Below are 23,452 nucleotides of genomic sequence, written 5' to 3'. Positions count from 1 at the left end.
AGGAGGACACGCATGACCAACGTCGTAATCGCATCTGCCGCACGAACCCCAGTGGGCAGTTTCAACGGCTCCCTCTCCACCCTGCCCGCGCACGAACTCGGCCGGATCGTTCTGGAGGCGGTGGCCGAGCGCGCCGGCGTCGCGAAGGACGAGGTCTCGGAAACCATCCTCGGGCAGGTGCTGACCGCCGCACAGGGTCAGAACCCCGCGCGCCAGGCGCATGTGAACGCGGGCTTCCCGATCGAGGCCCCGGCCTGGGGCATCAACCAGGTCTGCGGCTCGGGACTGCGCGCGGTCGCGCTCGGCGCGCAGCATATCCAGCTCGGCGATGCCGGGATCGTGCTTGCCGGCGGACAGGAGAGCATGTCGCTGTCGACCCACGCCGCACATCTGCGCAACGGCCACAAGATGGGCGACATGAGCTACATCGACACGATGATCCGAGACGGCCTCTGGGACGCCTTCAACGGCTACCACATGGGCCAGACCGCCGAGAACGTCGCCCAGAAGTGGCAGATCAGCCGCGAGATGCAGGACGAGTTCGCCCTCGCCTCCCAGAACAAGGCCGAGGCCGCGCAGAAGGCGGGCAAGTTCGACGACGAGGTGGTGCCGGTCACCGTCACCCACCGCAAGGGCGAGACGGTGGTGGACAAGGACGAATACATCCGCCACGGCGCCACGATCGAGGGCATGCAGAAGCTGCGCCCCGCCTTCACCAAGGACGGCAGCGTGACGGCGGCCAACGCCAGCGGGATCAACGACGGCGCGGCTGCGGTGCTTCTGATGAGCGCGGAGGAGGCCGAGCGTCGCGGCATCGAGCCGCTGGCGCGCATCGTCTCCTACGCGACCGCGGGCGTGGACCCGAGCATCATGGGATCGGGCCCGATCCCCGCCTCGCGCCGGGCGCTCGAGAAGGCCGGCTGGAAGGTCGACGACCTCGACCTCGTGGAGGCGAACGAGGCCTTCGCCGCGCAGGCCTGCGCGGTGAACAAGGACATGGGCTGGGATCCCGAGATCGTGAACGTGAACGGCGGCGCCATCGCCATCGGCCACCCGATCGGCGCCTCGGGCGCGCGCATCCTGAACACGCTGCTCCACGAGATGCAGCGGCGGGACGCAAAGAAAGGTCTCGCCACGCTCTGCATCGGTGGCGGCATGGGCGTCGCGATGTGCGTGGAGCGCGGATAACCGGCCGGAAATCCAACGGAAAGGGGCGCTCCGGCGCCCCTTTTTCGTGGCGCGAGGCCAATCAGGGGCGCAACAATGTTGCGTCAGCGCCGGCGAATGGATAACCAAGTTACCGAAACGACTGCCAGAACTGGAGGGACATCATGGCAAGAGTTGCACTCGTCACCGGCGGAACGCGCGGCATCGGCGCGGCGATCAGCAAGGACCTGAAGGCCGCGGGCTACGACGTCGCGGCAAGCTACGCCGGCAACGACGACGCGGCCGCCAGGTTCACTGAGGAAACGGGCATCAAGACCTACAAGTGGAACGTCGCCGATTACGAGGCCTCGAAAGAGGGCATCGCCCGGGTGGAGTCCGCGCATGGGCCGGTGGACATCGTCGTGGCCAACGCGGGCATCACCCGCGACGCCCCCTTCCACAAGATGACGCCCGAACAGTGGAAAGAGGTGATCGACACCAACCTCAGCGGCGTCTTCAACACCATCCACCCGGTCTGGCCCGGCATGCGCGAGCGCGGCTTCGGGCGCATCGTGGTCATCAGTTCGATCAACGGCCAGAAGGGCCAGTTCGGGCAGGTGAACTACGCGGCGACCAAGGCGGGCGATCTCGGCATCATCAAGAGCCTCGCCCAGGAAGGGGCCAGCAAGGGCATCACCGCCAACGCGATCTGCCCGGGCTATATCGCGACCGAGATGGTGATGGCGGTGCCCGACAAGGTGCGCGAGGCGATCATCGGCATGATCCCGGCCGGGCGCCTTGGCGAGCCCGAGGAGATCGCCCGCTGCGTGAGCTTCCTCGTCTCGGAAGACGCCTCCTTCATCAACGGATCGACGATTACGGCGAACGGCGCGCAGTACCTAGTCTGACGCGCGCCGCCGCGCAAGGCAGCCATGGGCCTATCCTCCATGCGCCCTTACAGAAGGTTTATGATCGCGCCGGCAGTTCGGCGCGATCATCCCTTTCTCGTATCTTCGGGAGCTTTCAGTCCCGCTTGGCGGAGAACCGCCGAAACCGGGTCCGGACCTCGGTAACGGTCGAGGCCGGAAGGTGACGGCGACGCCCAACGAGATGGCGCACGGGATGACCTTCGGGCCTCTGTCATGCGCCGGATGGCGATCCGCGCGTCGCCGGCCCATCCGTCGTCAGAACCCTCGTTTTCGTCCGCAGGCTGGCCGGCTTGCGGAGAACCTTCAGATCGGTCGCATGGATCGTCCCCGCATTCTCCGCGGGCTTCGTGGCGCTCTACGGGGCGGGCTTCACGGGGCGGCGCATCGTGCCCGCCCCGGACCCGCCTTCACTCGGCGGGCTGGCCCGACAGGCGGGTGATCTCTTCCTTCAGGCGCAGCTTCTTCTTTTTCAGCTCCGCGATCTGTTCGCCGGACGTGCTGGGGGCGCGTTGAGCCTGCTCTACCGCGTCGGAAAGGGCCTGGTGCTTTCTCTTCAGTTCCTGAACATGCGCCGACAAGCTCATGAGATCCTCCTTCACGCTTGGTTGGAGATTGAGTGCACCACGAATCGCGCGACCTGTCACGCCGCAGCTGCGAAATAGGTTGCCGTTACGTCAACCTTTTCCATCGTCCGCCGGAAAAGGCAGCGCCGCGCCGTCGCGCAGCACGGCACGGATCGGGGGCGTGTAATGCTCCCCGTCGCCCGGGTGACGGTCGCCCTCGTGCAGGGCCACCGGCGCGTGCAGGCGGAAGGGCGCGCGCCCGCCCTTGCGCGCCCGTACCAGGACCAGCTGCGCGGGCCGTCCCGCGCGCGGCGCGAGCGGCAGGACCTCGACGCTTCCCAGGCGGCCGGCAAGGGCGGACAGGATATCGGGCAGCCGCTCCGCGCGGTGGATCAGCGTGAGGCGCGCGCGCGGACGCAGCCGCCGCGCCGCGGCCGCGATCCATGCCTCGAGCGGCACGCCCTCGCCCAGCGCGGTCTCGCGGCCGGTGTCGGCTGCCGGAACCGACGCGCCCCGCGGGAACCATGGCGGGTTGGCGATGACGTGATCGAAGAGCCGGGCCCGAAGCGTCGCGGGCACCGCCGCGACGTCGCCCCCGATCACCTCGAACGGAATGCCGTTCTGCACGCCATTCTCGAGGGCGAGCGCGGCGTAGGCCGGCTGAAGCTCCAGCCCCGTCAGCGACAGCCCCGCGACCCGCGTCCCGAGGCAGAGGGAGGCCACGCCCACCCCGCACCCGAGCTCGAGCACATGCGCGCCCGCACGGGCCGGGACGGCGGCGGCCAGAAGCACCGGATCCAGCCCGGCGCGATAGCCCCGCGCGGGTTGCCGGATCGTGAGCCGGCCGCCCAGGAACGCGTCCTGCGTCGTCTGCGCGTCGGCCTCAGCCATCCAGCGGCACGTCCGCATCCCGCAAGAGCGCGCGCGCGACGAAAAGATCCTCCTGCCGCACCATGATCCGGCGCGGCAGGATGCCGATGGAGCCTTCGAGCACGCTCATGTTTACGTCCAACTCGAAGAACTCTATATCCTCGCCCCTGAGAAGCGCCTGCACGTAAGCGATCAGCGCCAGGTCGTTGGTGCGGATAAGCTCTCTCATGGGACGCAGATAAGGACGGGGCCGCGCCGATGTCGAGCCTTGTTACGGGGGTGTGATGAGCCTGGACAGCACCGAGCGAAAGCCTCAGGACCGGCTCGCCGCCCTGCTTTCGGAAGATCTCGACCGGGTCAACACGCTGATCCGCGAGCGGATGGCCTCGCGCCACGCGCCGCGCATCCCGGAGGTGACAGCCCACCTGGTGGAGGCGGGCGGCAAGCGGCTGCGCCCGATGCTGGTGCTCGCCGCCGCGCGGCTGTGCGGCTACACGGGCGCGCACCACCTGCGGCTTGCTGCCACGGTGGAGTTCATCCACACCGCGACGCTGCTGCACGACGACGTGGTCGACGAAAGCCGCCAGCGCCGCGGCCGGCCCACCGCCAACCTGCTCTGGGACAACAAGTCCTCTGTGCTGGTGGGCGATTACCTGTTCGCGCGGGCGTTCCAGCTGATGGTGGAAACCGGCTCGCTCGAGGTGCTCGACATCCTGTCGAACGCCGCGGCCACCATCGCCGAGGGCGAGGTGCTGCAGCTTCAGGCGGCGCGGAACCTGGCCACCACCGAGGAGACCTATCTCCAGGTCGTCCGCGGCAAGACCGCCGCGCTCTTCTCGGCGGCGACCGAGGCGGGTGGGGTAATCGCGGACGCACCCGAGGACGTGCGGCGCGCGCTTTTCGCCTACGGAGACGCGCTGGGCATCGCCTTCCAGATCGCCGACGATCTTCTCGATTTTCGCGGCGACGCCACGGCGACCGGCAAGAACGTGGGCGACGACTTCCGCGAGCGGAAGCTGACGCTGCCGATCATCAAGGCCGTCGCCCGGGCCGACGCCGAGCAGCGCGCCTTCTGGACCCGCGTGATCGAGAAGGGCGACCAGCGCGACGGCGATCTCGACCACGCGCTCGAGCTCATGGACCGCCACGGCACGCTCGCCGCCACCCGCGACGAGGCGATGGCATGGGCCGCGCGTGCCCGGGAGGCGCTGGGCGCAGTGCCGCCGCACGAATTCCGGGACATTCTGGGCGAAATTTCGGACTACGTCGTCGCCCGCCTTTCCTGACCGGGCGCCGGAGACCACGCGCGGCAGGCTTCGTCCCTTCTGCGACCTTGCGAAACCCCGGCGCGGCGGCAACACTGCCGCGAGCCGCCCAAACGCCGGAGAGTCGATGGCTCTGCCCCTGATCCGCCTGACGATATTGCGCGTCCTCGTCCTCGGGGCCGCTCTCGCCTTCGCGTCCGCGGCGCAGGCGCTGGATTTCCGGCTGGCCCTGCCCCCCGACGCCGAAGATCTGAGGGGCTCGATCCGCGGCGCGATGCTGTCCGCGACCGCCGCCGAGGACCCGGACGCCGCGCCGCAAGACATCATCGCCGCAGCGCAGGCGGATTACCGCCGCATCATGTCGGCACTCTACGAGGAGGGGTATTTCGGGCCGGAGGTCTCCATCCGCATCGACGGGCGCGAGGCGGCGACGCTGTCGCCCTTCGAGGCGCCCGCCCGTATCGCCACCCTTGAGGTCGAGGTGACGCCGGGGCCGCGTTTCCGCTTCGGACGGGCCGAGATCGCCCCCCTGCCGCCCGGCGTCTCGCCGCGGGAAAGCTTTCGCACCGGCGAGCGCGCGCGCCTTTCGGTCATGCGAAGATCCGCGCGCGACGGGATCACCGCGTGGCGCGACATCGGCCACGCCAAGGCGGAACTGTCCGGGCAGCGGATCGTCGCCATGCAGCCCGAAAGGCGGCTGAACGCGGATCTTCGCCTTGCCCCGGGCCCGAGGCTGCGGTTCGGGCAGCTTCTCGTGTCCGGGGCGGAGACCGTTTCGGCAAAGCGCATCCGCAAGATCGCGGGCCTGCCCGAGGGCTCGGTCTTCGACCCCGAGGATCTGGACCGCGCGGTGACGCGGCTGCGCCGCACCGGGACCTTCAGCTCCGTCGCCGTCACGGAGGCGGACACGCCCTCGCCCGACGGCACGCTGGACGTCACCGTGCAGCTTCAGGAAAACCCGCCGCGCCGGTTCGGGTTCGGCGCCGAGCTGTCCAGCGAGGAAGGCGGCACCGTCTCGGCCTACTGGCTGCACCGCAACCTTCTGGGCGGCGCCGAGCGGTTCCGCGTCGGCGCGGAAATCTCGGGCATCGGCACCGGGACCAAGGATGACGGGGAGGACTACCTCGTCGAATTCCGCTTTCGCCGCCCCGCGGTGATCGACAGCGACACCGACTTCTTCGCGGGCGCGGGGTTCGAGGTCATCGACGACCCGCTCTTCGAAAGCGACAAGGGCCAGATCCTCGCGGGACTGATCCACACCTTCGGCGACGAGTTCGAGGCGTCGGCGTCGCTTGGCTATCGCTACGCCTCCACGCGGGACGATCTCGGATCGCGGGACTTCTCGCAGATCATCCTGCCCGTGACGGCGAAGCTCGACCGGCGCGACGACTTCCTGGATCCCGCGCGGGGCTATTACCTGAACGTCGAGACGATGCCCTTCGCCGGGCTGAACGGCACCGAATCGGGCCTGCGCCTGACCGCCGACGCCCGCGCCTATCGCGCGCTCGGTGAGGACGATCGGGTGGTGCTGGCCGGGCGTCTTCAGTTCGGCTCCGTCATGGGGCCCGACATCACCGAGGTGATGCCGGAGGACCTGTTCTACCTCGGCGGCGGCGGAACGGTGCGCGGCCAGGATTACCAGTCGCTCGGCGTCACGCTGCCCGGCGGCGAGGAGGTGGGCGGCCGTTCGTTCCTCGCGCTGTCGGCGGAGGTGCGCACCAAGCTGCGCGGCGCCTTCGGCGTGGTGGGGTTCTACGATCTCGGCTATGTCAGCGACGAAAGCTTTCCGGACGGCGGCAGCGCCAACCAGGCCGGCGCCGGGATCGGGTTGCGCTACGACACCGGCATCGGCCCCATCCGGGTGGATCTCGCGGTGCCGACCACGGGACCCAAGGCCGGCGAGGACATCTTCTTCTACATCGGGATCGGACAGGCGTTTTGAGACTGCTGCGCGTTCTTCTCGTCGCCTGCACGGCGGCGCTCTCTCCCCTGGCCGGAGCCGCCCAGGACGGCGATGACGACAAGGGCGTGCTCACGCGGTTCCTGCAGGACTCGCTTTCCGGGGCCGGGCGGACGGTCGATGTGCAGGGCTTCCGGGGCGCCTTGTCGAGCAAGGCCACCATCGAGCGGCTGACGATCGCCGACGACGAGGGCGTCTGGCTCTCGATGGAAGGCATCGTGCTCGACTGGAACCGCGCGCAGGTCCTGCGCGGACGGATCTCGGTCAACGAGTTCGCGGCCGAGAGGATCGAGTTGTCGCGCCCGCCCGTGCCGCCCGAGGGCGTGGCCGCGCTTCCGAAACCGGAGGCCGAACCCTTCAGCCTGCCGCAGCTTCCCGTCTCCGTGGATATCCGCCGGATCGCGGCCCCCGAGATTGATCTCGGGCGTTCGGTGCTGGGGCAGGCCGCGGTGCTGTCGCTCACCGGTTCCGCCCGGTTGGCCGAGGGGGGCGGCTCGGCCGATATCGACCTCGCCGCGCAGCGCACGGACGACGCGGCGGGGCTGTTCCGCTTCGCCGCGAATTACGACGCCGCCGAGGAGACGGCGCGCATCGACCTGATCCTGCAAGAAGGGCCCGGCGGCATTGCCGCGAAGGCGCTCGATCTGCCCGGCGCGCCTTCTCTCGAGATGCGCGTGCAGGGCGAAGGCGCGACGCGGGATCTCGTCACCCGGATCGCGCTGGCCACCGACGGCACGCCGCGCCTGACCGGCACGGTCACGCTGCTGGGCGCCGCCGAGGACACCGACGACACCGACTGGCGTGTGCTTGCCGATCTGGGCGGCGACGTGACGCCGCTTTTCGCGCCGGAACTGGGCAGCTTCTTCGGCCGGGAGGTCCGTTTCTCGGCAGAGGTCGCGCGCTCCACGGGCGGGGAAACCCGCGTGAACGACCTCGCCCTTTCGTCGCGCGCGCTTCGGCTGCACGGGGATGTCACGCTGAACGCGTCGGGCTGGCCGCGCCTAATGGCGATCACGCTCCGCATCGCCGACCCCGAGGGCGATGGCCCGGTGACGCTGCCGGTGGCGGGCGGCGACACGCGCCTGCGCCGCGCCATCGTCGCGATCAACTACGACGAAGCCGCGGGCGAGATGTGGACGGGCTCGGCAAGCCTTCTGGGCCTCGACACGCCGGAGCTTCAGGCGGAGGCGATGCGCCTGCGCGGCGGCGGCATCATCTCCCCGGGGGGCGCCGGCCGGGCGACCGCCGAGATGCAACTCGACGCCGAGGGGCTCGACCCCGCGGATGCGGCACTGGCCGAGGCGCTCGGCCGCGCGCTGTCCGGCACCGTCGCGCTCGACTACGTCCCCGGCCAGCCGCTGCGGCTCGACGCCTTCGACCTCGCCGGAGAGGATTACGGGGTCGTGGGCAGCGCAAGCTTCGCGGGGCTCGAGACGGGGCTCGAATCCGATTTCGACGTGCGGCTTCGCGCCCGGGATCTGGGCCGCTTCGGCAGCCTCGCCGGGACCGAGCTCGGCGGCGCCGCCGAGGTCGTGCTGGACGGGCGCGTGGCCCCGCTGTCGGGCGCCTTCGACCTCAAGGTCACCGGCACCGGAGACGACCTCGATCCGGGCGATCCACTGGGCAAACGTCTGCTGGCCGGGCGCAGCGACCTGGAGATCGCCGTGCTGCGCGACGAGACCGGCGTGCAACTCCGGACCCTGAATGTCAGGTCGCGGGGCCTCGTCCTCGCGGCCGACGGAACCGTGTCGAGCGGCACGAGCCGGCTGGGCTACAGCGGCCGGATCACCGATCTGGGCCTGCTGTCGCCGACCGGCGACGGGCGCGGCGACGCGCGGATCACGGGCAGCGTGACCCTCGCGGGGACCCGCCTTCTGGGACTCACCGCGTCGGGACGGGTCGCGGCGGAGAACGGGCCGGCGATCCTGCCCCTCGGGGAGGAGCGGCTCGTGACCCGCGGCGCCGAACTTCAGGCCACCTTCAACGCCGAGACCGGCCAGGACTGGAGCCTGCGCACCGAACTCGTGGAGCCAAGCGCGGCCGGGGCGTCGGCGGAAACGCTGAGCCTCGACGCGCGCGGCACCTTCGCCCAACCCGAAAGCGGCGGCGCGCCCGACCGGGTGACCGCCGACATCTCGGCCTCCGCGACGGGCCTTTCGACCGACGACGCCGCGCTTTCGCAGGCGCTTGGACGCGAGGTCGCGCTTGAGGGGCGCATCGACTACACCCGCGACGGGCCGGCGATCCTTTCGGGCCTGCGCCTCGACGCGGGCGGGGTGCGGCTTTCGGGCTCCGGCGAGGTCGCGGCACCGGTCCGGGACCTCGCCGCGCGGTTCGAGGCCGAGCTGTCCGCCGCGAGCCTCGCGCGCTTCTCGGGGCTTCTCGGCCGGCCGATCCGCGGCGCCGCCGATCTGCGGCTCGCCGGCAGCGCGGACCCGGCAGAGGGCACCTTCGACGTCACCGCCGACGGCCGCGTCGCGAACCTCTCGCTTGGCGACGCGGCGCTCGACGGGCTGATCGGAGGCTCCAGCACGCTGGCGCTCGAGGCGCGGCGCAACGCGGCCGGGCGGCTTCTGGTTCCGCGCCTGTCCTTCGACGGGGCGAACCTCACGGCGCGGGCCGATGGCGACCTGCAGGCGGTGAGCTATTCGCTGCGCGTCGCGGATCTGGGCCGCGTCGTGGCCGACCTGCCCGGCCCGGCGACGGTGCAGGGCACGGCGCGCGCGGAAGCGGCAGGCTGGCGTGTCGCGGCCGACGCGACCGGCCCCGGCGGGATCGCCGCCACGGTCGCCGGGCTGGTGGCCGACAGCGGGCGGCTCGACCTGACCGCCCGCGGCAGCGCGCCCCTGGCGCTGGCCAACACGGCGCTGGCGCCGCGGCGCATCTCGGGCACCGCCCGCTTCGACCTGGCCATCGCCGGCCCGCTTGGCCTCGACGCGGTTTCGGGCACGGTCTCGACCAGCGGCGCGCGTTTCACCGATCCCTCCGCCCTCGGCGTGATCGAGGATATCGACACGACGATCACCTTGCGGAACGCACGCGCCGAGATCGCGGCGCGCGCCCGGCCCGCCGCCGGGGGGCGCGTCGCGGTCTCGGGACCGGTCGCACTTTCGCCGCCCTTCGCCGCGGATCTCGCCATCGCTCTGGAACGGGCCCTGCTGCGCGATCCGGGGCTCTACAGCACAAGGGCCAACGGCCGCATCACCGTCGCGGGCCCTCTTGCCGGCGGGGCGCGCATCGCCGGGCGGATCGCGCTCGCAGACACGGAGCTGCGCGTGCCCTCCTCGGGCGTGACCCTGCTGGGCGAGATCCCCCCAATCGAGCATGTCGCGCCCTCGCCCGCGGTCCGCCGCACGCTGAGCTACGCGGGACTGCTCGAGACGGGCGGGAACGGGCAGGACGCGCCGGCCGGGCGTCGCGCGGCGCCATTCGAGCTCGACCTGACCATTTCTTCGCCGGCGCGCATCTTCATCCGGGGCCGCGGCCTCGACGCCGAGTTCGGCGGCGAGCTGCGCCTGCTCGGCACCTCGGACAACCTCATCCCCGAGGGCGGTTTCGACCTCATCCGCGGGCGGCTCGACCTGCTCGGCCAGCGATTCGCGCTGACGGACGGCGAGGTGCGGCTTCAGGGCGGGCTGGACCCGTGGGTACGGCTGGTGGCGGAGACCGAGGCCGACGGCCTCGCGATCGCGATCGAGGTCGTGGGCGAGGTGTCGGAGCCCGAATTCCGCTTCACCTCCACCCCGGACCTGCCGGAGGACGAGGTGCTGGCGAAGCTGCTTTTCGGGCGCAGCCTTTCCGAGCTTTCACCGTTCCAGGCGATCCAGCTGGCCAGCGCCGTCTCGGAGCTGACGGGCGGCGGTCCGGGGCTCGTCTCGGGGCTGCGCGAGGGCGCGGGCCTCGACGATCTCGACGTCAGCCAGACCGACGAGGGCACCACCGCCGTGCGCGCCGGCAAGTATATCAGCGAGAACATCTACACCGACGTGGTGGTGGAGAGCGACGGCACCACGGAACTCAACCTCAACCTCGACATCACCCGCAGCCTCACTGTCCGCGGCGGCGCGGACAACGAGGGCAGTTCCAGCCTCGGCATCTTCTTCGAGCGCGACTACTGACCCGTTCCGGTCAGGCGCCGCGCACCGCGGCGATCATCCGGTGCACGTTCTCGGGATCAGCGTCCGGCGTGATGCCGTGGCCGAGGTTGAAGATGTGCGGCCCGCCGCGGAACGCTTCGACGATGCGGCGCGTCTCGCGCTCCAGCGCCTCCCCGCCGGTGACGAGGTGGGACGGATCGAGGTTGCCCTGCACGCACCCCTCCGGCTGCACCTCGCGCGCGGCCCAGTCGGGATCCACGCCCTGGTCAAGCGCCACGCAATCCACCCCGGTCGCCTTCGCGAAGCCCACGTAGCGGTCGCCCGCCCCGCGCGGGAACCCGATCACGGGCAGGCCCGGATACCGCGCCTTGAGCGCCGCGGTGATCTTGCGGCAGGGCTCCAGCGCGTAGGTGTCGAAATCCTCGCCGGAAAGCGATCCCGCCCAGCTGTCGAAGATCTTCACCACCTCGGCCCCGGCCTCGACCTGCGCGGCGAGATACTCGATGGTCCCGTCCGTCAGCCGGTCGATGAGCCGCCGGAAAAGCGCCGGGTTCTCGTTCTTGAGCGCGTGGGCGGGGCCCTGGTCCGGCGTGCCGCGCCCGGCGACCATGTAGGTCGCCACGGTCCAGGGCGCGCCGGCGAAACCGATGAGCGTGGTGTCGGCGGGCAGCTCGCGCGACAGGATGCGCACCGTCTCGTAGACCGGGTTCAGCGTCTCGTGCACCGCCTCGGCCGGCTTGAGCGCGTCGAACTCCGCCTCGGTGGTCAGCGTGGAAAGCCGCGGCCCCTCGCCGGTCACGAACCACAGATCGGCGCCCAGCGCCTGCGGCAAGAGCAGGATGTCGGCGAAAAGGATCGACGCGTCGAACCCGTAGCGCCGGATCGGCTGCAGCGTCACCTCGGCCGCGAGCTCGGGGTTGTAGCACAACGACAGGAAATCGCCCGCCTTGGCCCGCGTTTCGCGGTATTCGGGCAGGTAGCGCCCCGCCTGCCGCATCATCCAGATCGGCGGCACCGGCTGCGCCTCTCCGGCGAGCGACTTCAGGATCGTCTTGGTCTCCGACATTTCCACCCTTTCGACAATGGTTCCCGCAATGCCTCCCCGCCGGGAAGGGGGTTGTCAAGCCGACAGGCGCTTGTCAGCCGCGCCTGACAGACTTAGACGGAGGACATGAGCATCGACCTTCCCTCCCCCGCCCGACCGCTGAAGATCGGCACCCGTGGCTCGCCGCTTGCCGTCGCGCAGGCGCACGAGACCCGCGGCCGCCTCGCCGCCGCCTTCGACCTGCCCGAGGACGCCTTCGAGATCGTCGTGATCAAGACGACGGGCGACCGCGTCCTGGACCGCCCGCTGAAGGAGATCGGCGGCAAGGGCCTGTTCACCCGCGAGATCGAGGAGGCGCTCCTTTCGGGCGAGATCGACCTCGCGGTGCATTCGATGAAGGACATGCCGGTGGCGCAGCCCGCGGGCCTCGCCCTCGACACCTACCTGCCGCGCGAGGACATGCGCGACGCCTTCGTGAGCCATGCCCACGCGGCGCTCGCCGATCTTCCCGCCGGCACGGTCGTGGGCACCTCGTCGCTGCGCCGCCGCGCGCAGCTTCTGTGGCGCCGGCCCGAGCTTCGGGTGGTGGAGTTCCGCGGCAACGTGCAGACGCGGCTGAAGAAGCTCGAGGACGGCGTGGCCGCCGCCACCTTCCTCGCGATGGCGGGGCTCAACCGTCTCGGCATGGCGCATGTGTCGCGCGGGCCGATCGCCCCCGAGGACATGCTTCCCGCCGTGGCGCAGGGCGCGATCGGGATCGAGCGGCGCGCCGACGACGGCCGCGCCGCCGCCATGCTCGAAGCGATCCACGATGTCGAGACCGCCAAGCGCCTCGCCGCGGAACGCGCGTTCCTGGCCCGGCTCGACGGCTCCTGCGAGACGCCGATCGCCGGCCTTGCCGAACTCGACGGCGGCACGCTCCGGCTGCGCGGCGAGATCCTACGCCCCGATGGCTCGGAATGCCTTTCGGACGAGGCCAGCGCCCCTGTCGAGGACGGCGCCGCGCTTGGCGAGGAGATGGGCGCGAAACTGCTTGGCCAGGCGGGTCCGGGCTTCTTCGACTGGCGCACCGCCTGACGGCGCGCCCCGGGGCGCTCAGGGCAGCAGTTTTCCGGGATTCATGACCCCCGCCGGGTCGAGCGCGGCCTTGATCGCGCGCATCGCGTGGAGCGCGCCGCGGTCCTTCCGCCGCGCCATGGAAGGCCGCTTAGTCATGCCGATCCCGTGCTCGGCGGAAAAGCTGCCGCCGAGGGCCAGAACCACGTCCTCCACCGCGTCCATCACCGCGTCGGCAAGCTCCGCATCGTCGTTGCCCAGCCGCACCGCGTAATGCAGGTTCCCGTCGCCGAGATGGCCCACGACAAGGGGCACGGCGGCGGGATCGAGCGCGGCCACCCGCGCGCCGGCCCGGTCGAGGAACGCCGCGACCCGGTCGAGCGGCACGGCGATATCGTTGTTGACGACACGGCCCTCGGCCAGACAGACCTCGGCCGCGGCCTCCCGGCGTGCCCACATCTCGGCCCGCTCGGCCTCCGAGCGCGCCACCACCGCGTCGGCCACGTCTCCGGCCTCGAGGCCGCGGGCCAGCACCGTTTCCAGCTGCGCGGCGACCGGAACCGCGCCGTCCGGCCCCGGAACGGCGTCTCGCGGCGCGGTGGCGGCCAGCTCCACCAGAACGTTCACCGGGTGCGCGTCGTCGAAGGGCGGACGCGCGCCGGGCGTCCGGGCAAGATATTCCTCGAGGTAGCGGCGCGGCATGTATTCGAAGGCCTCGACCGCGCCGCCCGTCTCGTCCTGAAGCCGGTTGAGCAGCGCAAGCGCGCCGTCGAGGGCGGGCAGCGCCACCATCGCCGTCGCCCGCGCGCGCGGCGCGGGGAAAAGCCGCACCACCGCCGCCGTGATGACGCCCAGCGTGCCCTCGGCGCCGATCATCAGGTGGCGCAGGTCGTAGCCCGAATTGTCCTTCCGCAGCGCGCGCATCAGGTCCACCACCTCTCCGGTCGGCAGCACCGCCTCGAGACCGAGACAGAGATCGCGCGCGTTGCCGTAGCGCAGCACGTTGGCTCCGCCGGCGTTCGTGGAGAGCGCGCCGCCCAGCATGGCAGAACCGCGCGCCCCGAAGCTCAGCGGAAAGACGAGATCCTCGTCCTCGGCCGCGCGCTGAAGCGTCTCGATCACCACGCCCGCCTCGACCACGGCGACCCGCGCCCGCGGATTGATCTCCCGGATGCGGTTCATCCGGGCGAGCGAGAGCAGGATCGCGCCGTCGGCGCCCCCCGTGCCGCCCGCGAGCCCGGTGTTGCCCGAGACCGGCACGACCGGCGTGCGGTTGCGGGTGGCGAGCCGCAGGATCGCCGCGACCTGGGCCGTCGATCCCGGCCGCGCCACCGCCAGCGGGGCAGACCGGTAACGCCCGGTCCAATCCTGCGCGAAAGGCCGCGCGTCGTCGCCCGTCAGCACATGGCCGTCGCCCACGATCGCCTTGAGTTCCGACAGGATGGTCATGGCGTCCCCCTTGCGGCCCTTCTCGCGCGCGGCCGCCCGCGGTGCAAGCGCCGGGCCCTCGGGGAACGGAGAGGGATGCGCACCCCGTCCCCTGTGGCACGCGCCGGGCGGTTCCTGCGCGCGCGCCCGCGGACGGCGCCGCTCAGGCCACGAGCTTCTCGGCGCGGCGCAGGTCCACGCTGACGAGTTGGCTCACGCCCTGTTCCACCATCGTCACCCCGAAAAGCCGGTCCATCCGCGCCATGGTCACCGCGTGGTGGGTGATGATGAGAAACCGCGTCTCGGTCCGGCGCACCATCTCGTCCAGCAGATCGCAGAACCGCGTCACGTTGGCGTCGTCGAGCGGCGCGTCGACCTCGTCGAGCACGCAGATCGGAGCGGGATTGGCGAGGAAGACCGCGAAGATGAGCGCGAGCGCGGTCAGGGTCTGCTCGCCGCCCGAGAGCAGCGAGAGGGTGGACAGCTTCTTGCCCGGCGGCTGGCACATGATCTCGAGCCCGGCATCGAGCGGGTCGTCGGATTCGACCATGACGAGCCGTGCCTCGCCGCCGCCGAAGAGATGGGTGAAAAGCAGCGTGAAGTTGGCGTTCACCTGTTCGAAGGCCGTGAGCAGCCGCTCGCGCCCCTCGCGGTTCAGGCTCGCGATCCCGTTGCGCAGCGCGCGAACCGCCTCTTCCAGATCGGCCTTCTCGCGCACGAGATCGTCATGCTCGGCCTGCACCTCGCGCGCGTCCTCCTCGGCGCGCAGGTTTACCGCACCCAGCGCGTCGCGCTGGCGTTTGAGCCGCCCGATCTCCGTCTCCAGCGCATCGGCGGCGGGCATGGCGTCGGGGTCCGCGCCAAGGCTTTCGAGAAGCGCGCCCGGCGTCGTCTCCTGCTCCTCGGCGATCCGTTCGGCAGCGGCGGTCACGGTTTCGGCGGCCGCCTCCGCGCGGGCCTCGGCGGAGGCGCGCGCCTCCCGCGCGGCGCCGGCGAGGCGCTCGGCCTCGCGTTCGGCCTGCACCGCCTCGCGCAGGCGGCCTTCGGCGGCCGAAAGCGCATCGGCGGCCGCCGTGCGCCGCGCCTCGGCCTCGGTGATGGACCGGGCCAGTTCCTCGCGCCGGGCCGCCACGGCGGCGGGGCGGTCGCGCGCGCCGGCAAGCTCGGCTTCCGCCTCGGCCCGGCGCTCGGTCAGTTCGGCGCTGCGCGCTTCCGCGGTCTCGAGCCGGTGGCGCCAGCCGGAAAGGTCCTTGCGCACGGTCTGCGCGCGGGCGGTGCGCGCCTCACCCTCGCGCTTGAGCTGGTCGTGTGCGCCCCGTGCGGCGAGGCTCGCGCGGCGCGCGTCCTCCACGTCCTGCTTGGCGGCCTCGGCCCGGGCGCGGGCCGCGTCGAGATCCTCGAGCTCGGCGAGCGCGGTCTCGGCCTCGGCAAGGCGGGCGCGCGCGCTCTCGGCCTCCTCCGCGTGGCGCTCGGCGGCCATCGTCAGGCTTTCGAGCTTGCCCTCGGAAAGGTTCCGCTCGGCCTCCGCGCGGCTCATGGCGCGGGCCGCCTCGGCCGCGGCCGCGTCGGCGGCGCGGCGCGCGTCCCGCGCAGCCCGGTCGGCGGCGGTCAGTTCCTTCAGTTGCGCCGTCAGGCGCTCATGGGCGAGCTGGGTGCCATCCGCGCGGGCGTCGGCGCGCGCCTTGTCCTGCTTGAGTTCCTCCAGCCGGTTGAGCTGCTGAAGACGCAGCGCGGCGGCGGTAGGGGCATCCTCGGCGCGGGCGCGGAAGCCGTCCCAGCGCCACAGATCGCCCTCGGGGCTGACGAGACGCTGGCCCGGCCGCAGCAGCGGCTGAAGCCGCTCGGCGTCCTCCGGCGTGGCGAGGCCGATCTGCGCCATGCGGCGCGAAAGCACGTCAGGCACCGAGACATGGTGGCTGAGGGGCGTCACGCCGTCGGGCAGCGGCTGCGCCGCGTCGTAGGGCGGCATCGCGACCCAGCCGGAGCCGCCATCCTGCACTTCAGCGGCGCGAAGATCGTCGGCGAGCGCGGCCCCGAGCGCGCGCTCGAAGCCCTGCTCCACCTGGAGCCGGTCGAGGATCTGGCCGCCTTCCGCGGTGTCGCGCGCCACCAGCCGGGCTAGCGCCGTGATCTCCGCCTCGAGTGCGGCCACCTCGCCCTCCGCGGCGCTGCGCTCGGCGCGGGCATCGGCCTCCTTCGACGCGGCCTCGGCGCGCGCCTCGTCCGCGCGGGCCAGCGCCGTCTCGGCACGCTCCGCCGCGGCGGTCGCCGCCCGCGCCTCGGCCTCGGCCGTCTCGAGGCCACGCGCCGCGCGCGCCAGCCTGTCCTCGTGCAGCGCGGCTTCCTCGGCGGCGGAAGCCGCGGCCGCCTCGCTGCGTTCGGCGGTCTTGCGCGCGTCCTCCACGGCCCGGGTGGCCGAGTGATGGCGGGCCGAAAGCCGCGCCACGGCCTCGGACAGATCCTCGAGCGCCGCCTCGCGGTCGCGCAGCGCCTCCGCCGCCGCCGACGCCGCGGCCGCGGCCTCTTCCAGCCGGGTTTCATGCCCTTCCCCGGCGCGGGCGAGCTCGGAGGCTTCCCATTCAAGCTGGGCGATGGTCTCGCCCGCATCGCGGTTGAGCCCCGCCTCGCGGTCGATGTCGCGGGCAAGCTGCGCGATCCGCGCGGTGAGCGTTTCGACAGCGGCGCGCGCGCGGCGTTCTTCCTCGGCGATCTGGTCACGCTCGACGACAAGGCGTTGCAGCACGGCGGCCGCGATCGCCTCTTCCTCGCGCAGCGGCGGCAACGCCGCGTCGGCCGCCTCTCGCGCGGCGGCGGCCTGGCGCGCCCCGGCCTCGGCGCGGGCGGCCTCGGCCACGCGCGTGCGCAGCGCCTCGGCCGTGGCCTTGCGTGCCTCATCCGCGTCACGCCAGCGCCGGTAGAGCAGCAGCCCCTCGGCCTGCCGGAGCTCGGCGCCGAGCGCCCGGTACCGCGCCGCCTGTTTCGCCTGCCGGGCGAGCTGGGAAAGCTGCCCCGCCAGCTGCTCCACCACGTCGTCGACGCGCGCGAGGTTCGCCTCGGTCGCGCGCAGCTTCAGTTCCGCCTCGTGGCGCCGCTGGTAGAGGCCGGAAATGCCGGCCGCCTCCTCGAGAACGCGCCGCCGGTTCTGCGGCTTGGCGTTGATCAGTTCCGAGATCTGGCCCTGCCGGACCAGCGCGGGCGAGTGCGCGCCGGTGGAGGCATCGGCGAAGAGCATCTGCACGTCGCGCGCGCGCACCTCGCGCGCGTTGGCCTTGTAGGCGGAGCCCACGTCGCGCGTGATGCGGCGGGTGATCTCGAGCAGGTCGCTGTCGTTGAAGCCCGCCGGCGCCAGACGTTCCGAATTGTCGAGTTGCAGGCTGACCTCGGCGAAGTTGCGCGGCGTGCGCGAGGCGGTGCCGGCGAAGATCACGTCTTCCATGCCGCCCCCGCGCATGGCGGTCGGCCGGTTCTCGCCCATCACCCAGCGCAGCGCTTCCAGCAGATTGGACTTGCCGCAGCCGTTGGGGCCGACGACGCCCGTGAGCCCCTCGGCGATGACGAGTTCCGTGGGATCCACGAAACTCTTGAAGCCGGACAGTCTGAGGCGGTTGAAGCGCAATGGCGGGGAGCCTCCGGTGATTCAGCGCGTAGCGTCATTCTGCGGGGCGTCGGGCGGCCCTGTCAATGCAGGACCCCGCATCTGGGGATGTAAGCCCGAGATTTCCACAAGATGTTGAAGCGGCCCGCCCAACTCATGCAGCCGCTTGACCGTCCGCGCCATCTGAGCAAACTGGCGCCTCCGGCCAAGCGAGGGAGAAGCCATGACCGTCATCGTGGAACCCGGCGACCCGCGGACGCCAGAGGTGCGGTCCCTTATCGAAGAGGGTCATGCGCTCATGGCGCGTCTCTTCCCGGCGGAGCACAATCATCACTTGGGCGTCGAGGAACTGCGCGGGCCGGACATTCGATTTTTCGTCGCGCGCGAGTGGGATACGACGCTTGGATGTGCCGCGCTTGCGCAACGTCAAGGCTACGGCGAAGTGAAAGCGATGTTCACCGCACCCTTCGTGCGCCGCCAGGGCGTCGCGCGCCGCCTGCTCGACCGGCTGGAGCTCGAGGCGCGCCACCTCGACATGCCGTGCCTGCGGCTGGAGACCGGCGATGCGCTGACCGAGGCCATGGCGCTTTACGAAAGCGCGGGCTTCGTCCGGTGCGAGCCGTTCGGCGACTACGCGGCGAACGGCAGCAGCGTCTTCATGGAAAAGCCGCTGACCTAGCCGGGGCACGCCAGCGTGGCGTGGACGACGGACGGATCGCCGGTCAGCGCCTGCGGTTCGCAGCCGGTCGCACGGCGAATCGCAAGCGCCGCGGCGGGCCCGACCTCGCCATAGCTCGGGAAGACGGCGGCGTTGAGGCGAATCGCTTCCGCCCGGTCGCCGCGCACGCGCACGTCGAAGACATGCCCGCCGGCCGCCACGCGTTCCGCGGGCTGTCCCATGAAGCCCCGCCCCGGCGTGTCGCAGGCGGCGGCGAGGCAAAGGGCCGCGCAGGAAATCGATCTTATCAGCATCGGCGCGATCAGAGCGACAAATGGTTAACGCGGCGTTACCGCCAAGGGGTCGACGCGACCATTTACATTCCGAAATCCGGATGCATATTATATTCCAGTTCTGGAATACGTATGGGAGTTCACCAATGCCGGATCACGTCGCAAGACCTGCGGACAACTACTCTCCGCTCTATTTCCTCGCCTCGCTGGGCGCGGGGGGCATTACCGTCACCTTCTTCATGTTCCTGATGTTCTGGGTGCCCCATCCGGGACAGCCCGTTCCCGTCTTCGGCGACATCGCCACGGCCTTCGCGAACGGTGGCCTTGCCATGCAGACCGCCATCGTCGCCGCGCTGTCGGGCATCGGGGCCTTCGCCTTCCTGAACCTGAAGTCGCTCGTCTGGAACCTGCGGGCCTTCGCCGCTTTCCGGCAGACCGAGGACTACAGGCGTCTGCGTGCCACGAATGCCGAGACGACGCTGCTGACGATGCCGCTCGCCCTCGCCATGAGCATCAATGTGGGGTTCATCCTCGGCCTCGTCTTCGTTCCGGGGCTCTGGACCGTGGTGGAGTATCTCTTTCCCGCGGCGATGGTCGCCTTCCTGCTGGTGGGGGTGCTGGCGTTCCGCCAGATCGGCGATTTTCTCGGCCGCGTCCTCAGCGAGGGCGGCGTCTTCGACGTGACGGCCAACAACTCGTTCGCGCAGCTTCTGCCCGCCTTCGCGCTCTCCATGGTGGGGGTGGGGTTCGCCGCCCCGGCGGCGATGAGCGGCACGACCCTCACGGTCGGCACGAGCCTCGTGCTGTCCACTTTCTTCGGCGTGACCGCGGCGCTTTACGCCGCGATCGCCGCGATCATCGCCTTCAACTCGATGTTGCAGCATGGCACCGCGAAGGAGGCCGGCCCGACGCTCATGGTGGTGGTGCCGATCATGACGGTCCTCGGCATTCTCTTCCTGCGCCAGGAGCACGGGCTGCATACCGCCTTCGGAGCCGAGGAGAACCCGGGCGAGACGTTGGTGTTCCTCGCACGTCTCCTGACGGTCCAGATCGTGTTCTTCGCGCTCGGACTGGTCGTGCTGCTGCGCCAGGGCTACTTTGCGGACTTCGTGATCGGGCCTAGGACCTCGCCCGGTTCCTACGCGCTGGTCTGTCCGGCGGTGGCGCTTTCCGTGATGGGGCAGTTCTTCATCAACAAGGGCCTGGTCGGCGCCGGCGTCGTCACGCAGTTCTCTGCCGGGTACTGGGCGTTGACGGCCGTGGCACTCGTCGCGCAGGTGGTGGCGATCGCGCTCGTGCTCCGGCTCAACCGGCAGCATTTCACCCCCGCCGCACGGGCCGCCGTCCCGGCCGAATGACCGCCGTATCCACCAACTGGAAGGGCGCGCCCGGACGGCGCGCCCTTTTAGCCGTCGCTGCCCCGAAGCGGCGATCGTCCAGAAGCCGCCTTGGCCCGAAGCCCCGGTCAGAGACTGGCCCCACGCCATGGTCGAGGGTGCGACAAGCATCCGGCGGCTGGAACCGCGAACCCAGGCGCGGCGGTGGCAAGCAGCAGCGCGCATGGCACCTGCGCCGCCTCCGCATCGGAAGGCCATCCCGTCATCCTTGACCCAGCCCCCCGCCGCGGTGGGAGTGCGCGGTCGCGCGACGAGAGTCTGCCGCACATGTCATGCGGAGCGTGCGCGGCGACGCGTTGAACTTGCATCTCCACGGGTCGCCGAACCATAACTTGCTGGCGAAAACGCGAACGGCCCCAGCTGGACCGGGGCCGTCACATGCAGGTCTTTCCGGGCCGTGCCGAAAGGGTCAGTGAAGCTTCTGGCCAACTTCCTCGATTGAGGCGTCGATCAGCTCGTTGCCGCGCGCGGCGGTCATGCGCCCCGCGATCACGTCCCGCGCCACCGCGACAGCCATCTCCGCGGCGCGGTCGCGCACGTCGCGCACGGCGCGCGCCTCGGCCTGGGCGATCTGCTCCTCGGCCGTCTTCAAGCGGCGGGCGATCGAGGTCTCGAGATCCTTCTTCGCCTGCTCCGCGGCCAGCTCGGCCTCTTCGCGCGCATGCGCGACAATGCGATCGGATTGCTCCGCGACCTCGCGCTGCTTGCGCTCGTAGGAGGCCAGAAGCTTCTGCGCTTCCTCCCGGATCGACCGGGCCTCGTCAAGCTCGCTCTTGATGCCCTCGGCGCGCTTGTCGAGCATCCCGCTCAGCAGCGTCGGCACATTGAAGTAGACGAGCACGCCGATGAACACGATGAACGAGATCAGGACGACAAAGTCAGTGTTCGCGAGCGAGAAGAACGGACCCTTCGCGGCGTGGGCCGGGCTGGCGGCAGCCAGCGTGACGGCGAGAACGGTGAACTTCCGCATGGTCATGCCCCCTTTGCCCGGGCCGCGAGGGCCTTCTCGATTTCGGCGTCGTCGGCGTCCGCCCCGACCGCGGAGAGCACCGCGCCCACGGTGTCGCGCGCGACGTCCTGAACGCTCTGGGCCGCGTTCTCGCGGATTTCGGCGATGGCCTTCTCCGACTCCGCGGTCTTTTCCGCGATCTCGGCGTCGGCGCGACGTGTCGCGGCATCAACGTCGGCCTGGATCTCTGCCTTCGCCTCGCCGATGATCTTCTGTGCCTCGGCCCGTGCGTCCGCGAGCGCCTTCTCGTAGGCCTTCTCGGCCTCGGCGGCCTTGGCCTTGAGGTCCTCGGCGGCAGCAAGGTCGTTGGTGATGCTGCCCGAACGCTCGGCGAGAACCGACGCAATGCGCGGCAGCGCGATCCGCGTCAGGATGTAGTAGATGGCGAGCAGCGTGACGACCAGCCAGAAGATCTGGTTGGGGAAGGTCGAGAAGTCGAGCTGCGGAAGCCCGGTCGCGCCGGCCTCCGCCCCGCCGTCCATGCCTTGCGCGGCTGCGCCTTCGGTATCGGTCGCCATTCGGCCCTCCGTCGGTGTCAAATCCTTGGGGGCGCGGCCGGCATCAGGCCGGCCGACGCCCCCTCCGTAAGGATCGTTCCCCGGATCAGACGGCGAACATCAGCAGAAGCGCGACGAGGAACGAGAAGATCCCCAGCGCTTCGGCGAAGGCGATGCCGATGAAGAGCGTGGCGGTCTGGCTTGCCGCTGCCGACGGGTTGCGCAGCGCACCCGAAAGGAAGTTGCCGGCCACGTGGCCCACACCGATCGCGGCCGCACCCGACCCGATGGCGGCGAGGCCTGCGCCGATGAACTGACCCATGTTTGCGATATCGCCTTCCATGTCGTTTCTCCTTACGGTTGGAAGATGGCTGATTAAGGGGTGTGCGGTTCGGCCCGGGCTTTCGCCCGGCCCGGATGTCTCAGTGGCTCGGATGCAGCGCATCCTTCAGATAGACACAGGTGAGGATCGTGAAGACGTAGGCCTGGATGAACGACACCAGCACTTCGAGGCCGTAGATGGCCGTCACGGCCAAGATCGAGATCGGCGCGATCGCCGCGACCTGGCTGAAGCCCGCGAACACCTTCAGAACCGCGTGGCCCGCCATCATGTTGCCGGCAAGACGGATGGAGTGGCTCACCGGGCGCACGAAATACGAGATGAGCTCGATGATCGCGAGAACCGGCCGCAGCGGCAGCGGTGCCTCCTGCACCCAGAAAAGCCCGAGGAACTTCGTGCCGTTCTTGATGAAGCCGATCGCCGTCACGGTCAGGAAGACGGCCATGGCGAGCACGGCGGTCACCGCGATGTGGCTCGTCGTCGTGAAGGACATCGGGATCAGGCCGAGGAAATTGGCGAAGACGATGAACATGAACAGCGTCATGATGTACGGGAAGTACTTGAGACCGTCCTTCCCGGCCACGTCCTCGACCATCTTGTAGACGAACCCGTAGGCGAGTTCCGCCACGGACTGGCTGCGCGAGGGGATGATCGCGCGGCGCGATGTGCCGATCACGAGAAGCGCGGTCACCCCGACCACCGCGAGCGCCATCCAGAGCGTCACGTTGGTGATGGTGTACCAGTGCACCGGCCCGTCCCCGAACAGGGGCTTCACCAGGAACTGGTCCATCGGGTTGAACGCCAGCCCGCCGCCTTCGCCTGCCGCATCCGTCGCCACGCCTAGTCTCTCCCGTCCTCGTGCCCGCCAGCGCGGGTTTCCGCGTCCTTCTGGACTTCCCGCGCGCTTCTCAGCATCGTCTTGATGCCCGCCGCGAAGCCCAGCAACGTAAACGTCACCAGCAGCACGGGCAGGGTGCCGAAGAGGCTGTCCAGCCCGTACCCGATGCCGAACCCGATCCCGAGGCCCGCCACCAGCTCGATCACCATCCGCCACGCGAGCTGCGCCTGCGAATAATGCTCGTCCGCGCGGGGCTTGGGCTCCTGCGCCGCCTTCAGGGCGGCCAGCCGCTTTTCAAGCTGCTCGAGTTGGCGCTTGTGGTCGGCGTCAGGCACCAAGGCTCCCCGCGGATCGTCGCGTAGGGTGCTACGCTGCAGCACGGCGCGAGTCAAGCACGGCCGTGCGACGGTCAAGTAGCTGTAATTCATCAAGGAATTTAGGGCCTCGCAACACCGGACAAGGTCAG

The 23,452-nt window shown here is 70.6% G+C and carries 20 protein-coding genes; 8 read left to right on the top strand and 12 right to left on the bottom strand.

Annotated elements, in window-relative coordinates:
* Positions 1 to 12: 12 nt before the first annotated feature.
* Together AB6A69_RS03160 and phbB are read left to right on the top strand one after the other, a co-directional pair.
* On the top strand, positions 13 to 1,188 hold the full coding sequence (locus AB6A69_RS03160) for an acetyl-CoA C-acetyltransferase (RefSeq protein ID WP_371056325.1): 1,176 nt from the start codon (positions 13 to 15) through the stop codon (positions 1,186 to 1,188).
* 143 nt (positions 1,189 to 1,331) lie between these two features.
* Positions 1,332 to 2,054 (top strand): acetoacetyl-CoA reductase, encoded by a 723-nt coding sequence (phbB, locus tag AB6A69_RS03155; RefSeq protein WP_371059660.1) that lies wholly within the window; start codon positions 1,332 to 1,334, stop codon positions 2,052 to 2,054.
* 428 nt (positions 2,055 to 2,482) lie between these two features.
* On the opposite strand, the gene AB6A69_RS03150 is transcribed toward phbB, so the two are convergent.
* From AB6A69_RS03150 to AB6A69_RS03140, 3 genes are all read right to left on the bottom strand, one after another.
* Positions 2,483 to 2,659 (bottom strand): YdcH family protein, encoded by a 177-nt coding sequence (locus tag AB6A69_RS03150; RefSeq protein ID WP_371037191.1) that lies wholly within the window; start codon positions 2,657 to 2,659, stop codon positions 2,483 to 2,485.
* A gap of 90 nt (positions 2,660 to 2,749) precedes the next feature.
* A complete protein-coding gene (locus tag AB6A69_RS03145) occupies positions 2,750 to 3,529 on the bottom strand; it encodes a tRNA1(Val) (adenine(37)-N6)-methyltransferase (RefSeq protein WP_371059659.1) in 780 nt (259 codons plus the stop codon).
* Complete coding sequence (locus tag AB6A69_RS03140) at positions 3,522 to 3,737, bottom strand: DUF2007 domain-containing protein (RefSeq protein WP_371037193.1); 216 nt, start codon at positions 3,735 to 3,737, stop codon at positions 3,522 to 3,524. Before AB6A69_RS03140 ends, AB6A69_RS03145 begins: the two co-directional genes overlap by 8 nt.
* A 55-nt stretch (positions 3,738 to 3,792) precedes the next feature.
* On the opposite strand from AB6A69_RS03140, the gene AB6A69_RS03135 reads away from it, so the two are divergent.
* From AB6A69_RS03135 to AB6A69_RS03125, 3 genes are all read left to right on the top strand, one after another.
* A complete protein-coding gene (locus tag AB6A69_RS03135) occupies positions 3,793 to 4,794 on the top strand; it encodes a polyprenyl synthetase family protein (RefSeq protein WP_371059657.1) in 1,002 nt (333 codons plus the stop codon).
* A 106-nt stretch (positions 4,795 to 4,900) separates the two neighbouring features.
* Positions 4,901 to 6,715: an autotransporter assembly complex family protein gene (locus tag AB6A69_RS03130; RefSeq protein WP_371059655.1), complete on the top strand. Its 1,815-nt coding sequence runs from the start codon at positions 4,901 to 4,903 to the stop codon at positions 6,713 to 6,715.
* The gene (locus AB6A69_RS03125; protein ID WP_371059654.1) at positions 6,712 to 10,851 is read left to right on the top strand and encodes a translocation/assembly module TamB domain-containing protein; all 4,140 of its coding nucleotides are present in this window, start codon (positions 6,712 to 6,714) and stop codon (positions 10,849 to 10,851) included. The genes AB6A69_RS03130 and AB6A69_RS03125 overlap by 4 nt, the downstream gene beginning before the upstream one ends.
* 10 nt (positions 10,852 to 10,861) lie before the next feature.
* On the opposite strand, the gene hemE is transcribed toward AB6A69_RS03125, so the two are convergent.
* Entirely contained in the window at positions 10,862 to 11,896 is a 1,035-nt protein-coding gene (gene hemE / locus AB6A69_RS03120; RefSeq protein WP_371059652.1) for a uroporphyrinogen decarboxylase, read from the bottom strand.
* A 105-nt stretch (positions 11,897 to 12,001) separates the two neighbouring features.
* Here hemE and hemC point away from each other — a divergent pair, with 105 nt between their 5' ends.
* Positions 12,002 to 12,952 (top strand): hydroxymethylbilane synthase, encoded by a 951-nt coding sequence (gene hemC, locus AB6A69_RS03115; RefSeq protein WP_371056331.1) that lies wholly within the window; start codon positions 12,002 to 12,004, stop codon positions 12,950 to 12,952.
* An 18-nt stretch (positions 12,953 to 12,970) separates the two neighbouring features.
* On the opposite strand, the gene AB6A69_RS03110 is transcribed toward hemC, so the two are convergent.
* Both AB6A69_RS03110 and smc read right to left on the bottom strand, forming a co-directional pair.
* Positions 12,971 to 14,380, bottom strand: coding sequence for an FAD-binding oxidoreductase (locus tag AB6A69_RS03110; RefSeq protein WP_371059651.1), 1,410 nt, complete (start codon positions 14,378 to 14,380; stop codon positions 12,971 to 12,973).
* Positions 14,381 to 14,522: 142 nt separating this feature from the next.
* Positions 14,523 to 17,975 carry a chromosome segregation protein SMC gene (gene smc / locus AB6A69_RS03105; RefSeq protein ID WP_371059650.1) on the bottom strand — a complete coding sequence of 1,151 codons (3,453 nt, stop codon included), beginning with the start codon at positions 17,973 to 17,975 and terminating at the stop codon, positions 14,523 to 14,525.
* 202 nt (positions 17,976 to 18,177) lie between these two features.
* On the opposite strand from smc, the gene AB6A69_RS03100 reads away from it, so the two are divergent.
* Complete coding sequence (locus AB6A69_RS03100) at positions 18,178 to 18,633, top strand: GNAT family N-acetyltransferase (protein ID WP_371056334.1); 456 nt, start codon at positions 18,178 to 18,180, stop codon at positions 18,631 to 18,633.
* Here the strand turns inward: AB6A69_RS03100 and AB6A69_RS03095 are convergent.
* Positions 18,630 to 18,926, bottom strand: coding sequence for a hypothetical protein (locus tag AB6A69_RS03095; RefSeq protein WP_371059649.1), 297 nt, complete (start codon positions 18,924 to 18,926; stop codon positions 18,630 to 18,632). The two genes, AB6A69_RS03100 and AB6A69_RS03095, sit on opposite strands and share 4 nt — an antisense overlap.
* 125 nt (positions 18,927 to 19,051) lie before the next feature.
* Here AB6A69_RS03095 and AB6A69_RS03090 point away from each other — a divergent pair, with 125 nt between their 5' ends.
* Positions 19,052 to 20,263 carry a hypothetical protein gene (locus tag AB6A69_RS03090; RefSeq protein WP_371059648.1) on the top strand — a complete coding sequence of 404 codons (1,212 nt, stop codon included), beginning with the start codon at positions 19,052 to 19,054 and terminating at the stop codon, positions 20,261 to 20,263.
* A 448-nt stretch (positions 20,264 to 20,711) separates the two neighbouring features.
* Here AB6A69_RS03090 and AB6A69_RS03085 read toward each other — a convergent pair whose 3' ends face one another.
* From AB6A69_RS03085 to AB6A69_RS03065, 5 genes are all read right to left on the bottom strand, one after another.
* Entirely contained in the window at positions 20,712 to 21,272 is a 561-nt protein-coding gene (locus tag AB6A69_RS03085; protein ID WP_371059647.1) for a F0F1 ATP synthase subunit B, read from the bottom strand.
* A 2-nt stretch (positions 21,273 to 21,274) separates the two neighbouring features.
* Positions 21,275 to 21,829 (bottom strand): F0F1 ATP synthase subunit B', encoded by a 555-nt coding sequence (locus AB6A69_RS03080; protein WP_371037205.1) that lies wholly within the window; start codon positions 21,827 to 21,829, stop codon positions 21,275 to 21,277.
* Between the two features lie 85 nt (positions 21,830 to 21,914).
* Positions 21,915 to 22,151 carry a F0F1 ATP synthase subunit C gene (locus tag AB6A69_RS03075; RefSeq protein ID WP_371037206.1) on the bottom strand — a complete coding sequence of 79 codons (237 nt, stop codon included), beginning with the start codon at positions 22,149 to 22,151 and terminating at the stop codon, positions 21,915 to 21,917.
* Between the two features lie 79 nt (positions 22,152 to 22,230).
* A complete protein-coding gene (locus tag AB6A69_RS03070; RefSeq protein ID WP_371060034.1) occupies positions 22,231 to 22,938 on the bottom strand; it encodes a F0F1 ATP synthase subunit A in 708 nt (235 codons plus the stop codon).
* A gap of 50 nt (positions 22,939 to 22,988) precedes the next feature.
* A complete protein-coding gene (locus AB6A69_RS03065) occupies positions 22,989 to 23,321 on the bottom strand; it encodes an AtpZ/AtpI family protein (protein ID WP_371059646.1) in 333 nt (110 codons plus the stop codon).
* Positions 23,322 to 23,452: the final 131 nt, after the last annotated feature.

The sequence above is a fragment of the Rhodosalinus sp. 5P4 genome (assembly GCF_041365695.1).
Classification (GTDB): domain Bacteria; phylum Pseudomonadota; class Alphaproteobacteria; order Rhodobacterales; family Rhodobacteraceae; genus Rhodosalinus.
The sequence above is the reverse complement of the archived record's forward strand: the minus strand, read 5'-3'. Positions and strand labels throughout refer to the sequence as shown.

Excerpts from the sequence above, each read along its gene's own strand:
- AB6A69_RS03070 (WP_371060034.1), bottom strand. The coding sequence starts at position 22,938 with ATGGACCAGTTCCTGGTGAAGCCCCTGTTCGGGGACGGGCCGGTGCAC.
- AB6A69_RS03090 (WP_371059648.1), top strand. The coding sequence starts at position 19,052 with ATGCCGGATCACGTCGCAAGACCTGCGGACAACTACTCTCCGCTCTAT.
- hemE (WP_371059652.1), bottom strand. The coding sequence starts at position 11,896 with ATGTCGGAGACCAAGACGATCCTGAAGTCGCTCGCCGGAGAGGCGCAG.
- AB6A69_RS03110 (WP_371059651.1), bottom strand. The coding sequence starts at position 14,380 with ATGACCATCCTGTCGGAACTCAAGGCGATCGTGGGCGACGGCCATGTG.
- AB6A69_RS03080 (WP_371037205.1), bottom strand. The coding sequence starts at position 21,829 with ATGGCGACCGATACCGAAGGCGCAGCCGCGCAAGGCATGGACGGCGGG.
- AB6A69_RS03160 (WP_371056325.1), top strand. The coding sequence starts at position 13 with ATGACCAACGTCGTAATCGCATCTGCCGCACGAACCCCAGTGGGCAGT.
- AB6A69_RS03130 (WP_371059655.1), top strand. The coding sequence starts at position 4,901 with ATGGCTCTGCCCCTGATCCGCCTGACGATATTGCGCGTCCTCGTCCTC.
- AB6A69_RS03075 (WP_371037206.1), bottom strand. The coding sequence starts at position 22,151 with ATGGAAGGCGATATCGCAAACATGGGTCAGTTCATCGGCGCAGGCCTC.
- hemC (WP_371056331.1), top strand. The coding sequence starts at position 12,002 with ATGAGCATCGACCTTCCCTCCCCCGCCCGACCGCTGAAGATCGGCACC.
- AB6A69_RS03085 (WP_371059647.1), bottom strand. The coding sequence starts at position 21,272 with ATGCGGAAGTTCACCGTTCTCGCCGTCACGCTGGCTGCCGCCAGCCCG.
- AB6A69_RS03140 (WP_371037193.1), bottom strand. The coding sequence starts at position 3,737 with ATGAGAGAGCTTATCCGCACCAACGACCTGGCGCTGATCGCTTACGTG.
- AB6A69_RS03095 (WP_371059649.1), bottom strand. The coding sequence starts at position 18,926 with ATGCTGATAAGATCGATTTCCTGCGCGGCCCTTTGCCTCGCCGCCGCC.
- AB6A69_RS03150 (WP_371037191.1), bottom strand. The coding sequence starts at position 2,659 with ATGAGCTTGTCGGCGCATGTTCAGGAACTGAAGAGAAAGCACCAGGCC.
- phbB (WP_371059660.1), top strand. The coding sequence starts at position 1,332 with ATGGCAAGAGTTGCACTCGTCACCGGCGGAACGCGCGGCATCGGCGCG.
- AB6A69_RS03145 (WP_371059659.1), bottom strand. The coding sequence starts at position 3,529 with ATGGCTGAGGCCGACGCGCAGACGACGCAGGACGCGTTCCTGGGCGGC.
- AB6A69_RS03100 (WP_371056334.1), top strand. The coding sequence starts at position 18,178 with ATGACCGTCATCGTGGAACCCGGCGACCCGCGGACGCCAGAGGTGCGG.
- AB6A69_RS03135 (WP_371059657.1), top strand. The coding sequence starts at position 3,793 with ATGAGCCTGGACAGCACCGAGCGAAAGCCTCAGGACCGGCTCGCCGCC.